Genomic DNA, 12,829 nt, shown 5'->3' with positions numbered 1-12,829 from the left:
CCCGACCGCCCCGCCGGGCCGGCGACGGACGTCACAGCGACGGCGTCAGCGGTACCCGTCGCGCAGGGTCTCCAGCGCCCGGGACAGGTCCGCGGGGTACTCGCTGGTGACCTCCAGGTACCGCCCGTCGGCGGGGTGCGCGAACCCGAGCCGCACCGCGTGGAGCCACTGCCGGGCCAGGCCGACGCGCTCCGCCAGCGCGGGGTCGGCGCCGTACGTGAGGTCCCCGACCAGCGGGTGCCGCAGCGCCGCGAAGTGCACGCGGATCTGGTGGGTGCGGCCGGTCTCCAGGTGCACCTCGCACAGCGAGGCCGCCGGCAGCATCTCCAGCACCTCGTAGTGCGTCACCGACGGCTTGCCGTCCGCGGTCACCGCGAACTTCCAGTCCTGGCTCGGGTGCCGGCCGATCGGCGCGTCGATCGTGCCCGTCGTCGGCTCGGGGTGGCCCTGGGCGAGCGCGTGGTACACCTTGTCGACCGTGCGCTCCTTGAACGCGCGCTTGAGCACCGAGTACGCGTGCTCGCTCTTCGCGACGACCATCAGCCCGGACGTGCCGACGTCGAGGCGGTGCACGACGCCCTGCCGCTCAGCCGCGCCCGACGTGGAGATCCGGTAGCCCCGCGCGGCCAGCACGCCGACGACGGTCGGTCCGGTCCAGCCCGGCGACGGGTGCGCCGCGACACCGACCGGCTTGTCGACCACGACGACGTCGTCGTCCTCGTACGCCACGCGCAGCGCCGGCACGTCGTCCTCGACCGGCGCCGGCGCGGCGCGCTCGGGCGCGGGCATCTCGACCTCGAGCCAGGCGTCGCCGGGCAGCCGCGCGGACTTGCCGACCGGCACGCCGTCGACGCGCACGAAGCCGCCCTCGGCCAGCTCGGCGGCGCGGGTGCGGGACAGCCCGAGCATCCGGGACAGCGCCGCGTCGACCCGCTCGCCGGCGAGCGCGTCCGGCACGGGCAGCGTGCGGACGTCAGCCATCGCGCCGGGTGGGGGTCTCGGGCGCGGCGGGGCCGGTGGGCGCGGCGGGCGCGGCGGGCGCGTCCTCCGGCTCCGCACGGCTCTCGCGGGTCCCGTCCAGCCGGATGCCCATCAGCGACAGCAGCATGAGCATGCCGGCTGCCACGACGATCGCGATGTCCGCGACGTTCCCGACGAACCAGTCGAGGTACGCGATGAAGTCCACGACGTGCCCGCGGAACACCCCGGGGTCGCGGACGATCCGGTCCGTGAGGTTCCCGAGCGCCCCGCCGAGCAGCAGTCCGAGGGCCACGGCCCACGCGCGGGACCCGAGCCGGCCCGCGACCCGCACGATGACGACGACCACGACGATCGCGACGATCGTCAGCAGCCACGTGGTGCCGGTGGCGATGCCGAGGGCCGCGCCGGGGTTGAACAGCAGCTGCAGGCCGAGCAGGTCGCCGAGGACCTGGCGGCGGACGCCCTCGTCGAGCGCCTGCAGCGCCCAGGCCTTGGTCGCCTGGTCGAGCACCAGCGTGACGGCGGCGAGGGCGACGAGGCCGGCCACGAGCCGGCGGCGGCGGGCGGGGTCGGTGGCGGGCGCGGGCCCGGGGCTGTGCGACATCGCGGCAGAGTCTACGCAGCGCGCGCGGTCCCCCGGACGCACGACGGCCCCCGGGGCGCTCCCCCGGGGGCCGTCGTCGGGCGCTGGTGTCAGCGGCGCTCCTCGCGCTGCTTGCACGCCACGCAGAGCGTCGCGCGCGGGAACGCCTGCACGCGGGCCTTGCCGATGGCCTCGCCGCAGGAGTCGCAGCGGCCGAAGGTGCCGGCGTCGATCCGCGCGAGGGCGCGGGTCGTCTGCTCGAGCATGTCGCGGGTGTTGTTGACCAGGGTGAGCTCGTGCTCGCGCTCCAGGGCGCTCGAGCCGGAGTCGGCCTGGTCGTCGCCGGCGCCGTCGCCGGAGTTGCGCAGCAGCTCCGACAGCTCCTCGTCGGCAGCGGCGAGCTCGGCGGTCAGGCGGTCGATCTCGGCGACGAGCTCGGCCGCGATCTCCTGCACCTCCTGCTCGGTCCAGGGCTCCTCCCCCGCGCGGACCGGGAACCGGGTGGCTGCGTCCGTCAGGTCGGGGAGCGTGCGGGGGGCGGGCGCGCTGAGCGAGTCGTTGATGGCCACGGGGTCCTCTTTCCTCAGGAGTCCGCAGAGACTATGCGCCGTCGCCTGGACGCACAACACACCACGCCCGACGAGGGCGTGGTGTGTCGTGGGTGACGATCGGCGGCGGTCTGCCGGACGGTCGGACGGGTCAGATGCGGTCGCCGGACGGCGTCGCGCCCTGGGCACCGCGCTGCGGCAGCGCGCTCGCCCGGTTGTCCAGGTCCCCGAGCAGGTTCTCGAGGTAGCTCTTCAGGCGCGTGCGGTAGTCGCGCTCGAACACGCGCAGCTCGTCGATCTTGCGCTCGAGGATCGACCGCTCCTGCTCGAGCTCGCTGAGCGTGCGGGCCGAGGTCTCCTCGGCCTCGCGGACGATCCGCTGCGCCTGGCCCTTGGCCTCGTTGACGATGCGGTCGCCCTCCTCCTGGCCCGAGCGCACGTAGTCGTCGTGCAGCTTCTGGGCCAGCGCGAGCATGCCGGTGGCGGACTCGGGCTCGCTCTGCCGCTGCGGCTGCACGGGCGCGGTGGCGACCGGGGCCGGGGCGGGCGTGGGGGCCGGCGCGACGGGGGCCGGGGCCGCGACCGGGGCGGGCTTCTCCGCCTCGGGCTTCGGGGCCGCGGCGGACTGGGCGCCCTGGCGGCTCAGCTCCGCGATGCGGCGCTCGGCCGCGGCGAGCTTGGCCTTGAGCTCCTCGTTCTCGCTCTGGGTCTCCCGGAGGGTGTTCACGACCTCGTCGAGGAAGTCGTCGACCTCGTCCTGGTCGTACCCCTCGCGGAACTTGGTCGCCTGGAACTTCTTGTTCAGGACGTCGTCTGCCGTCAGCAGTGCCATCGTCGTCACCTCTTCGGTCGTACTGGGTCGAGCCGGTGGCAGTCCGCCGACCACCTCGGGCCACCGTAGCGGACATTCCGGTTTGTGCACGCGACCCGCCCGGGGCGGGAGGTGCGCCGATCGGCCGGGTGGCCGGTCGGTCCTGCGAGCGCACGGGTCATACCGCCAGCCAGCCCAGCAGGGAGAGCAGGAAGGAGCAGCCGAGCATGAGCACCAGGAACGCGAGGTCCAGGCGCACGGAGCCGAGCGTGAGCGGCGGGATGACGCGGCGCAGGGCGCGCAGCGGCGGGTCCGTCACGGAGTAGGTGATCTCCGCGACCACGAGTGCAGCGCCCCGCGGCCGCCAGTCGCGCGCGAAGTACTGCACCCAGTCGAGGACCAGGCGCACGAGCAGGACGAGGATGAAGGCCAGGACGACGAGCTGCAGCAGGCCGAGGACGAAGGTCACGCGCCCCAGTCTCCCCTAGTCCGTCAGCTCTGGTTGAAGAAGCCGGCGCGCGAGCCCTCGGCGGGCCGCCCGTCGCCGGTGATCTCCACGGAGGACGGCGAGAGCAGGAACACCTTGTTGGTGACCCGCTCGATGGCGCCGTGCAGCCCGAAGATCAGGCCGGCGGCGAAGTCCACCAGCCGCTTCGCGTCCGAGTCGTCCATGTCGGACAGGTTCATGATGACCGGCGTGTTCTCGCGGAACGCCTCGCCGATCTTGCGCGCGTCGTTGTAGGAGCGCGGGTGGATCGTGGTGATCCGGCGCACCTCGCCGTCGTGGCGCGGGGCCGGCGCGGCGACCGGGCGCTCGACGGGCGCGGCCGTGCGGTGCAGCGGCGTGACCTCGGCCTCGTAGTCCTGTCCCACCGTCGCCTCCGGCTCGTCGTACTCGTCGACGTACTGGTCGTGCTCGCCACGGTCGTCGGCAAGCCCGAGGTACAGCATGGTCTTGCGCAGCGTTCCGGCCATCGCGATCACTCCATCCCCGAACAACGTCATGCGTCCTGCGTCGTCACGCTAGCAACGCCCCCGAGCCGCGCCCGGTTGCGACACGCGGCGTGTCGCGGCCGGTCAGACCAGCGCGACCACGCCCGCGGACCGCCCGGTGGTCCCGCCGGTCCGCTGCGCGCGCCGGAAGGAGTAGAACCGGGACTCGGTGTCGGTGCACCAGCCGGGCTCGTGGACGTCGCGCACCCCGGCCCGGCGCAGCACCGCGGCGGCGCCGGCCGGCAGGTCGAGCCCGGGCGTGCCCCAGGCCGTCGTGCACGCGGCCTCCGGGACGAGCGCGGCGACCTCCGCCTGCATCTCCGCCGGCACCTCGTACCGCGGGCCGCTGATGGCCGGGCCGACCGCCGCGCGCACCCGCTCCGGGTCGGCACCGCGCGCGACCATCTCCGCCAGGGCCGCCTGCAGCACGCCGGCGGCGAGCCCGCGCCGCCCGGCGTGCACCGCGGCGACCACGCCCGCCGGGGCGTCCGCGAGCAGCACCGGCACGCAGTCGGCCACGAGCACGCCGACCGCCGTGCCGCGCAGCGCCGTGACGAGGGCGTCGGCGTCGGCCACGGCGTCCGCGGCGGCCTCGTCCGGGCCGCCGAGGACGTGCACGTCCGCGCCGTGCACCTGCCGGGCGAACGCGACCGGCGCCCCGGCCCACGCCCCGACGCGCGCCCGGTTCTCCCGGACCGCCGCGGGGTCGTCGCCGACGCCGAGGCCGAGGTTGAGCTCGTCCCACGGCGCCGCGCTGACGCCGCCCACGCGGGTGGTGAACCCGGCGCGGACGCCCGGACCGAGGTCGACCTCGAGGACCGGCAGCACGGGGCTACTTGAGGAAGTCGGGCACGTCGAGGTCGTCCTCCTTGCGGCGGGCGACCTCCTCCTCGAAGATCCGCGGGACCTCGAGCTGGCTGGTGCCGGCCTGGTCCGGGCTGAGGAACGCGGGGACGTCCGACGCGGCGGCGGCCCGCTCCTCGTCCGGGTTGACCGGGCGCGGCGGGACGGCCGCGTGCGCGGCGGTCGTCGTGGGCACGGCGGCCGACGGCGGGATCGCCGCGGGCGCCTGGCCCGCGCGCCCGGCGCTGACCTGGCCGAGCCCGCGCGCGTCGCGGCGGACCACCGGGGCGCCGCCGTCGAAGCCCGCCGCGATGACCGTCACGCGCACCTCGTCGCCGAGGGCGTCGTCGATGACCGCGCCGAAGATGATGTTCGCCTCGGGGTGCGCGGCCTCCTGCACCAGGCGGGCGGCCTCGTTGATCTCGAACAGGCCGAGGTCGGAGCCACCCTGGATCGACAGCAGCACGCCGTGCGCGCCGTCGATGCTGGCCTCGAGCAGCGGCGAGGAGATCGCCAGCTCGGCGGCCTGCACCGCGCGGTCCTCGCCCCGGGCCGAGCCGATGCCCATGAGGGCCGACCCCGCTCCCTGCATCACGGACTTCACGTCCGCGAAGTCGAGGTTGATGAGGCCCGGGGTGGTGATGAGGTCGGTGATGCCCTGGACACCGGAGAGCAGCACCTGGTCCGCCGAACGGAACGCGTCGAGCACCGACACCGAGCGGTCCGAGATGGACAGCAGGCGGTCGTTCGGGATGACGATGAGCGTGTCGACCTCGGCGCGCAGGGCCTCGATGCCGGAGTCGGCCTGCACCGTGCGCCGGCGGCCCTCGAAGGTGAACGGCCGCGTGACCACGCCGATGGTCAGAGCGCCGAGCGAGCGGGCGATCCGGGCCACGACGGGCGCGCCGCCGGTGCCGGTGCCGCCGCCCTCGCCCGCGGTGACGAAGACCATGTCGGCGCCCCGCAGGACGTCCTCGATCTCCTCCGCGTGGTCCTCGGCGGCCTTCTTGCCGACCTCGGGGTCGGCGCCGGCGCCGAGCCCGCGGGTCAGCTCCCGGCCGACGTCGAGCTTGACGTCCGCGTCGGACATGAGCAGGGCCTGGGCGTCGGTGTTGATGGCGATGAACTCGACACCCTTGAGGCCGACCTCGATCATGCGGTTCACGGCGTTGACGCCACCACCGCCGATGCCGACGACCTTGATGACCGCCAGGTAGTTCTGCGGAGCTGCCACGGTGGGTGCCTCTCGTTGCGCTGTCGACGAACCTTCACCCTCAACTAGAGGGTTATAGTTATGTCAGTTCTGGTTCTGACCGTATGGGTCGCACGGCGACCGTTCAACGACCGCGCGCGCGTGTCGGCCATGTCGCGCGCGGCCTCACCCGACGACCGGCATCGTCGGCGCGGACACGTCGTACCGGGCCGAGCCGGCGGTCTCCGGGGCCGCCCGGAGCGCCTGCAGGACCGCCGCCTTGAGCGACACGTCCTGCGCGCTCCCCCACTCCACCGTCGCCCCGTCCCGCAGCACGAAGCTCACGGTGTCCTGGGTCCCCGCGGACACCTGCCCGATGTCGGCCAGCAGCGCCTCGGGCAGCGCGTGCAGCACGCCGAGCGCGGCCGCGAGGATGCGGGCCTCCCCGACGGGGACCTCGACCACGGGCAGGCCCTCCGGCGGCGCGTCGGCCCGGCCGACCTGCACGCCCTCCTCGTCCACCAGCGCGTAGCCCGCCCCGCCGGACTCGCCCGCGTCCTCGGCGCGCTCCACGACGTCCGCCGACTCGGGCACCGCCGCGACGGGCTCGCGGGAGACGAGCGCGACGGACAGCCCGTGCGGCCAGTCCCGGGTCAGCACGACGTCCCGGACCCCGGGCACGTCCAGCAGCGCCGTCCGCAGGCGCGCGGTGTCCAGCCGGGTCAGGGGCGTGCCGGCCTCCTCGTCCACGACCGCGCGCACCTGGTCGACCGCCACGACGGTCCCGGCGCCGGTCACCGCCACCTGCTCCCGGTCCAGCGCGAGCGCCGGCGAGAGCAGCAGCACCCAGGCGAGGCCGGCGACCACGACGACCGAGCCGGCGACCAGCAGGATCTGCCGCCAGGCGAGCCGCTGCCGGGCGCGGGCCCGCTCGGCGAACCGCGCGGCCGAGCCCTGGCTCACCACCGGCGGGCGCACCGGGAACGCACCGGTGCGCGGGGCGAGCGCGCGGCCCGGGGCGGCGGCGGACCCCGCGGCGGGGGTCGCCGGGCCCCCGGGACCGGCGCGGCCGGCGGTTCCCGGTGCCGTGCGGGGCGCGGTGCTGCGGGCGCGGCCTGGCTCCGGGCGGGCGGCGTCGGCGGCCGGGACCGACTGGGTCGGCGCGGTCGCCCCGCCGGACCCGGGCGCGGGCTGCTGCGGCCCGCGCGGCCGGGGCGGCGCGGGCCGGGGCGCGGGCGGGCGCTGCGGCCCGGACGCGCGCCCGGGCTGCGGCGGACGCGGGCGCTGGGGCGTCACGCCGTCCCGCTCCCGCCGTCCCCGGGCTCCGGCGCGCCCAGCGCCTCGAGCACCTCGGCGGCGAGCAGCGTCACGTCGCCGGCGCCGACCGTGAGCACGAGGTCCCCCGGCGCGGCGGCCGCGGCGACTGCGCGGGCCGCGTCGTGCCCGTCCGCGACGAACGCCGCCCGGCCCGGCGTCGGGACGCGCTGCACGATGGTGTCGCCGGAGACCTCCGGGGCCGGGTCCTCGCGCGCGGCGTAGACGTCGGTCACCACGACGGTGTCGGCGAGGTCCAGCGCCGCGCCGAACTCCGTCGCGAAGGTGCGCGTGCGCGAGTACAGGTGCGGCTGGAACAGCACGTGCACCCGGCCGTCGCCCGCGACCTGCCGGGCGGTGCGGAGAAGCGCCGCGACCTCGGTCGGGTGGTGCGCGTAGTCGTCGACGACCCGGACGCCGCCCGCCGTACCGCGGTCCTCGAACCGCCGGCCGGTGCCGCGGAACTCCCCCAGCCCGGCCGCGACGGCCGCCGCGTCGGCCCCGACGGCCCACGCCGCCAGGTACGCCGCCGCGGCGTTCGCGGCGTTGTGCTCGCCCGGGACGGCCAGCTCGAGGTCGGCTCCGGGCACCTCGGCGGACCGGGACGTCAGGGTGACGTGCCAGCGCCCCCCGGTCGCCCGCACCGGGCCGAGCACGAGGTCCGGGCCGGCGTCGTCGGCCGCGATGGCCGCGTCCGTGCCGTACGTGAGCACCCGAACGCCGCGCCGGGTGAGCCGGTCCCGGACGGCCGCGACCAGCCGCGCGGCGCCCGGGTCGTCCAGGCAGGCGACGAGCGCGCCGCCGTCGAGCACGCGGTCCGCGAACGCCTGGAACGCCGCCTCGAAGGCCTCGGTCGTGCCGTAGTGGTCGAGGTGGTCCGGCTCGACGTTGGTGACCACGGCGACCGCCGGCGCGTACGCCAGGAAGGAGCCGTCGGACTCGTCGGCCTCCGCCACGAAGACCTCGCCGGCGCCCGTCCGGTACCCCGGGCCCGCGCCCTCGGCCGTGAGCACGGTGCCGCCGATCGCGTACGACGGGTCGAGCACCGGGTCCTCGCGGCCGGCCGCGGCCAGCGCGGTCGCGACCATGGTCGAGGTGGTGGTCTTGCCGTGCGCCCCGGCCACCGCGATGCCGATCCGGCCCGCCATGAGCGCGGCCAGGGCATCGGAGCGGTGCAGCACCGGGATGCCGCGCTCGCGCGCCCTCGCGACCTCGGGGTTGGTGTCGCGCACGGCGCTGGACCGTACGACGGTGTCGACGTCCTCGACGTGCGCCGCGTCGTGGCCGACGTGCACGGTGACGCCGGCCTCGCGCAGCCCGGCCAGCGCCGGGCCCTCGTGCGCGTCCGAGCCGGAGACCGTCAGGCCGCGCGCGACCAGCAGGCCCGCGACCGCGGACATGCCCGCGCCGCCGACGCCGAGCAGGTGCACGCGGCCGAGGTCGTCCAGCGCGGAGCCGTGCGGCGCGGGCTCCTCGGCCGGGGCGGCGTCCGGCTCGGCGTCGGCGGGCCCGGCGTCGGCGCCCTCCGGCGCGTCCCCGTCCGCTGCGCGGGCAGCCGCCGCGGCCGCCTCCGCCTCCGCGCGCTCCGCCGCCAGCCGCTCGGCCTCGGCCTGCTCGGCCGCTCGCCGCTCGCCCTCGGCCAGCGCCTCGAGCACCAGGTCCGCCACCCGCGCCGCGGCGTCGGGCACGCCCACGCGCGCGGCGGCGGCGCCCATCTCCCGGCGCTCGTCGGCGGCCGCGGGGTCGAGCAGCGGCAGCAGGTGCGCGGCGATCCACTCGCCCGTGAGGTCCTCGTCGGCGACGAGCAGCCCGCCGCCCTCGGCGACCACCGGCTGCGCGTTGAGCCGCTGCTCGCCGTTGCCCACGGGCAGCGGCACGTACACGGCGGGGATACCGAGCGCGGCGAGCTCGCTGACGGTGCCCGCGCCGGAGCGGCACAGCACGAGGTCTGCCACGGCCAGCGCCTGCTCCATCTCGCCGAGGTACTCGCGCACGTGGTACCGCTCGGCGCCGGGCACCCCGCGGACGGCGGCCCGCACGTCCTCCGCCTTGCCCGCGCCGGTGAGGTGGAGCACCTCCGCGCCGGTCGCGAGGATCGCGCGGGCCTGCGCGGCGACGGCGCGGTTCACCGAGACGGCGCCGAGCGAGCCGCCGGTGACGAGCAGCGTGACCCGGGCGGGGTCGAAGCCGAGCTCGGCCGCGGCGCGGCGCCTGGTGCCCTCGGGGTCGCGCGCGCGGTCGGCCAGCAGCCCGGCGATCTCCGGGCGCAGCGGGAGGCCGGTGACCTGGGCGCGCGGCAGCCGGGTGCCGGGGAACGTCACGGCGACGGCCGCCGCGGTGCGCGCGCCGAGGCGGTTCGCCAGGCCCGCGCGCGCGTTCTGCTCGTGCACCACCACCGGGACGCCGCGCGACCGGGCGGCGAGGTACGCCGGGGTCGAGACGTAGCCGCCGAACCCGACGACCGCCTGGGCGCCGGTCTCGTCGATCGCGACGCCGGCCGCGTCCACCGCGGCGCGCAGCAGCCGGGGCAGCCTGAACCAGTCGGGGGTGGGGCGCCGGGGCAGCGGCACCTTCGGGACCACGTGCATCTCGAGGCCGCGCTCCGGGACCAGCCGGGACTCCAGCCCCTCCGCCGTGCCGAGCACCGCGAGGTGCAGCTCGGGGTCGCGGGCGCGCAGCTCCTCGGCGACGGCGAGCAGCGGGTTGACGTGCCCCGCGGTGCCGCCGCCCGCGAGCAGCACGGCGCGCGGACGCGGCTGCTCGGGGTTCTCGCCGCCCGGGGTGGCGTCGGGTGCGGTCACAGGGTCCTCCGGTTCGGGCGCGGTCGCGCCGGTGGTGCGAGCAGGTGTGCCGCGGGTCGCGGCGGCGCGGCGTCAGGCACGGGTCCGCCCGATCACCGCGAGGGAGCGGCGCACGACGCTCGGCCGCGCGGCGAGCGCCTCCGCGGCCCCGGGTTCGGTGCGCGCGAACGAGACGACCACGCCCAGCGCGACGAGCGTGGTGATCAGCGCCGACCCCCCGGCCGACACCAGCGGCAGCGGCACGCCGATCACGGGCAGCAGGCCGACGACCACACCCATGTTCACCAGCGCCTGGCCGATGATCCACGCGGCGACGCCGCCGGTCACGACCTGGGCGAACGGGTCCGGGTGCCGGGCGATGATCCGGAACATGGCGAAGGCGAGGACGCCGAACAGCACGAGCACCAGCAGCGTGCCGATCAGGCCGAGCTCCTCCCCGATGATCGCGTAGATGAAGTCGTTGTGCGCCTCGGGCAGGTACGACCACTTCTCGCGGCTCTGCCCGAGCCCGAGCCCGAACCAGCCGCCGGTGGCCAGCGCCTGCAGGCCGTGCTTGGTCTGGTAGCAGCCGTCGGTGGGGTCGCAGTCGCCGCTGAAGAAGTCCATGATCCGCCCGACGCGGTTGTCGCTGGCGACGGCCATCACGGCGACCACGGCCGCGGCACCCACCCCGGCGACGGCGAAGATCCGCATCGGCACCCCGGCGACGAACAGGGCGCCCGCGACGAGGATGAACATCGTGATGCCGGTGCCCAGGTCGTGCCCGAGCAGCACCAGGCCGATGGCACCGGCGGCGACGGGCAGCGCGGGGATCGCCGCGTGCTTCCAGTCGTCGAACAGCGGCTGCTTGCGCACGAGGATCGCCCCGAGCCACACGACGAGCGCGAGCTTGAGGGCCTCGGACGGCTGCGCCGAGAACCCGGGCAGGTAGATCCAGCCCCGGTTGCCGCCCTTGCTCAGGCCGAGCGGCGAGAACACGAGCAGCTGCCCGGCGATGCCGACGGCGAGCAGCGGCCAGGCGAGCCGCTTGTAGGCGCGCGTCGGCACCCGCGAGGCGAGCCACATCAGCGGCAGGCCGATCAGCGCGAACTGCGCCTGCCCGAGGAACACGGCGTACGGCGAATCCCCGCTCGCCAGGGACTCGACCGACGAGGAGGACAGCACCATGACGAGGCCGAGGACGAGCAGCAGCATGCTGGCGCCGACGAGCAGGTAGTAGCTCGTGACGGCGCTGTTCCACTGCCCGAGGCGGGAGGGGGCGCGCGGGGTCCCGGGCGCCGGGGCGTCGGTCGTCTGGGCCATCGGCGCCGGGCTCACCCCCTCGGCTGCAGTGCGCGGACCTCGGCGGCGAACGCCTCTCCCCGTGCGGCGTACGAGGAGAACTGGTCCATCGAGGCGCACGCCGGCGCCAGCAGGACGGTGGTGCCCGCGCCCCGGGCGTCCGCCAGGCGGCGGGCCTCGGTCACGGCGCGGGTCATCACGGTCCCAGTGTCACCGGGATCGACGCGGACGACGGGGACCTGCGGCGCGTGTCGGGCGAGCGCGTCGGCGAGCGGCGCGGGGTCCACGCCGATCAGGACGACGGCGTGCAGCCGGTCCGCGCGGGCCGCCACGAGGTCGTCGAACGTGGCGCCCTTGGCGAGCCCGCCCGCGAGCCACACGACGCTGCGGGGCGCGAAGGCGGCGAGCGACGCGGCGGCGGCGTGCGCGTTCGTGGCCTTCGAGTCGTCGACGTAGCGCACGCCGTCGACCTCGGCGACGGTCGCGATCCGGTGCGCGCCCGGCGCGTACGCGCGCAGGCCGGCCCCGACCGCCTCCGGCGGCACCCCGTGGGCGAGCGCGAGGGCGGCGGCCGCCAGGGCGTCCTGCACCACGTGCGGCGCGAGACCGTCCGGGCCGGCGAGATGCGCGAGGTCGTCGAAGGTCGCGAGCTCGGCGGCGTGGGTGTGCCGGAGCGCCGCGAAGCCGCGGTCGACGAGCATCCGGTCGACCAGCCCGACCTGCCCGACCCCGGGCGAGCCGAGCGTGAACCCGACCGCGACCGCCCCGTCGGCCACGTCGGCCTCGCGGACCAGGTCCTCGGTCGTGCGGTCGGCGGCGTTGTACACGCAGGCCACCTCGACGCCCGCGTAGACGCGGCCCTTGTCCGCGGCGTACGCGTCGAGCGAGCCGTGCCAGTCCAGGTGGTCGGCGGCCACGTTCAGCACCACGGCGGCCTGCGCGGCCATCGACTCCGTGTGGTGCAGCTGGAAGGAGGACAGCTCGACGGCCAGCACGTCCAGGGCCGGGTCGGTGGCCGCGAGCACCACCGGCGTGCCGACGTTGCCGACGGCGGCCGCCCGCCGGCCGGCCGCCCGCAGCACGGACGCCAGCATCTCCACGGTCGTCGTCTTGCCGTTCGTGCCCGTCACCGCGAGCCAGGGCGCGGGTCCCCCGCCGGAGTCGCGGTCCACCCGCAGGCGCCACGCGAGCTCGACCTCGCTCCACACGGGCACCCCCGCGCCGCGCGCGGCCGCGAGCAGCGGGTGCGCGGGCGGCCAGCCCGGCGAGACCACGACGACGTCCGCCGCCGCGAGACCGTCGCCGGACAGGAACGCCTCGACGGTCGCGTCGGCGTCCGCCGCCCGGTCGTCCACGGTCGTCACCCGCGCGCCGAGGCCGGCCAGCACGTCGCGGGCGGCGCGCCCCGACACCCCGAGCCCGGCGACGACGACCCGCGCCCGGGAGAGAGCCTCCGGCGTCCTGAGGTCGTCGGCACCCACG

At 76.6% G+C, this 12,829-nt stretch carries 12 protein-coding genes; all 12 read right to left on the bottom strand.

The features are described from left to right. Nucleotides 1–45 precede the first annotated feature (45 nt). Nucleotides 46–981, bottom strand: coding sequence for an RluA family pseudouridine synthase (locus tag HNR08_RS15880; protein WP_146835811.1), 936 nt, complete (start codon nt 979–981; stop codon nt 46–48). Continuing rightward, a complete protein-coding gene (locus tag HNR08_RS15875) occupies nt 974–1,585 on the bottom strand; it encodes a signal peptidase II (RefSeq protein ID WP_146835813.1) in 612 nt (203 codons plus the stop codon). The genes HNR08_RS15880 and HNR08_RS15875 overlap by 8 nt, the downstream gene beginning before the upstream one ends. A gap of 89 nt (nt 1,586–1,674) precedes the next feature. Further along, nucleotides 1,675–2,133, bottom strand: coding sequence for a TraR/DksA family transcriptional regulator (locus tag HNR08_RS15870; protein WP_146835816.1), 459 nt, complete (start codon nt 2,131–2,133; stop codon nt 1,675–1,677). A gap of 130 nt (nt 2,134–2,263) precedes the next feature. Beyond that, nucleotides 2,264–2,944: a DivIVA domain-containing protein gene (locus HNR08_RS15865; RefSeq protein WP_146835818.1), complete on the bottom strand. Its 681-nt coding sequence runs from the start codon at nt 2,942–2,944 to the stop codon at nt 2,264–2,266. Between the two features lie 157 nt (nt 2,945–3,101). Beyond that, nucleotides 3,102–3,392, bottom strand: a complete 291-nt coding sequence (locus HNR08_RS15860; RefSeq protein ID WP_146835821.1) for a YggT family protein — start codon at nt 3,390–3,392, stop codon at nt 3,102–3,104. Nucleotides 3,393–3,415: 23 nt separating this feature from the next. Beyond that, nucleotides 3,416–3,898: a cell division protein SepF gene (locus HNR08_RS15855; protein ID WP_146835866.1), complete on the bottom strand. Its 483-nt coding sequence runs from the start codon at nt 3,896–3,898 to the stop codon at nt 3,416–3,418. 102 nt (nt 3,899–4,000) lie between these two features. Continuing rightward, a complete protein-coding gene (gene pgeF, locus HNR08_RS15850) occupies nt 4,001–4,744 on the bottom strand; it encodes a peptidoglycan editing factor PgeF (protein ID WP_146835823.1) in 744 nt (247 codons plus the stop codon). Nucleotides 4,745–4,748: 4 nt separating this feature from the next. Then, nucleotides 4,749–5,993: a cell division protein FtsZ gene (ftsZ, locus tag HNR08_RS15845; protein WP_146835825.1), complete on the bottom strand. Its 1,245-nt coding sequence runs from the start codon at nt 5,991–5,993 to the stop codon at nt 4,749–4,751. Between the two features lie 144 nt (nt 5,994–6,137). Beyond that, nucleotides 6,138–6,914 carry a cell division protein FtsQ/DivIB gene (locus HNR08_RS21950; protein WP_246803006.1) on the bottom strand — a complete coding sequence of 259 codons (777 nt, stop codon included), beginning with the start codon at nt 6,912–6,914 and terminating at the stop codon, nt 6,138–6,140. Nucleotides 6,915–7,243: 329 nt separating this feature from the next. Further along, on the bottom strand, nt 7,244–10,066 hold the full coding sequence (murC, locus tag HNR08_RS22785; RefSeq protein WP_146835829.1) for a UDP-N-acetylmuramate--L-alanine ligase: 2,823 nt from the start codon (nt 10,064–10,066) through the stop codon (nt 7,244–7,246). Between the two features lie 72 nt (nt 10,067–10,138). Then, entirely contained in the window at nt 10,139–11,368 is a 1,230-nt protein-coding gene (ftsW, locus tag HNR08_RS15830) for a putative lipid II flippase FtsW (protein ID WP_146835832.1), read from the bottom strand. A gap of 11 nt (nt 11,369–11,379) precedes the next feature. Further along, complete coding sequence (gene murD, locus HNR08_RS15825; protein ID WP_246803007.1) at nt 11,380–12,828, bottom strand: UDP-N-acetylmuramoyl-L-alanine--D-glutamate ligase; 1,449 nt, start codon at nt 12,826–12,828, stop codon at nt 11,380–11,382. Nucleotide 12,829: the final 1 nt, after the last annotated feature.

This window comes from Cellulomonas hominis (assembly GCF_014201095.1).
Lineage (GTDB): Bacteria > Actinomycetota > Actinomycetes > Actinomycetales > Cellulomonadaceae > Cellulomonas > Cellulomonas hominis.
This window is presented reverse-complemented; position numbering and strand designations above follow the sequence as displayed.

Coding starts and splice junctions, on each gene's coding strand:
- HNR08_RS15855 (WP_146835866.1), bottom strand. CDS start 3,898: ATGGCCGGAACGCTGCGCAAGACCATGCTGTACCTCGGGCTTGCCGAC.
- HNR08_RS15865 (WP_146835818.1), bottom strand. CDS start 2,944: ATGGCACTGCTGACGGCAGACGACGTCCTGAACAAGAAGTTCCAGGCG.
- ftsW (WP_146835832.1), bottom strand. CDS start 11,368: ATGGCCCAGACGACCGACGCCCCGGCGCCCGGGACCCCGCGCGCCCCC.
- HNR08_RS15880 (WP_146835811.1), bottom strand. CDS start 981: ATGGCTGACGTCCGCACGCTGCCCGTGCCGGACGCGCTCGCCGGCGAG.
- HNR08_RS15875 (WP_146835813.1), bottom strand. CDS start 1,585: ATGTCGCACAGCCCCGGGCCCGCGCCCGCCACCGACCCCGCCCGCCGC.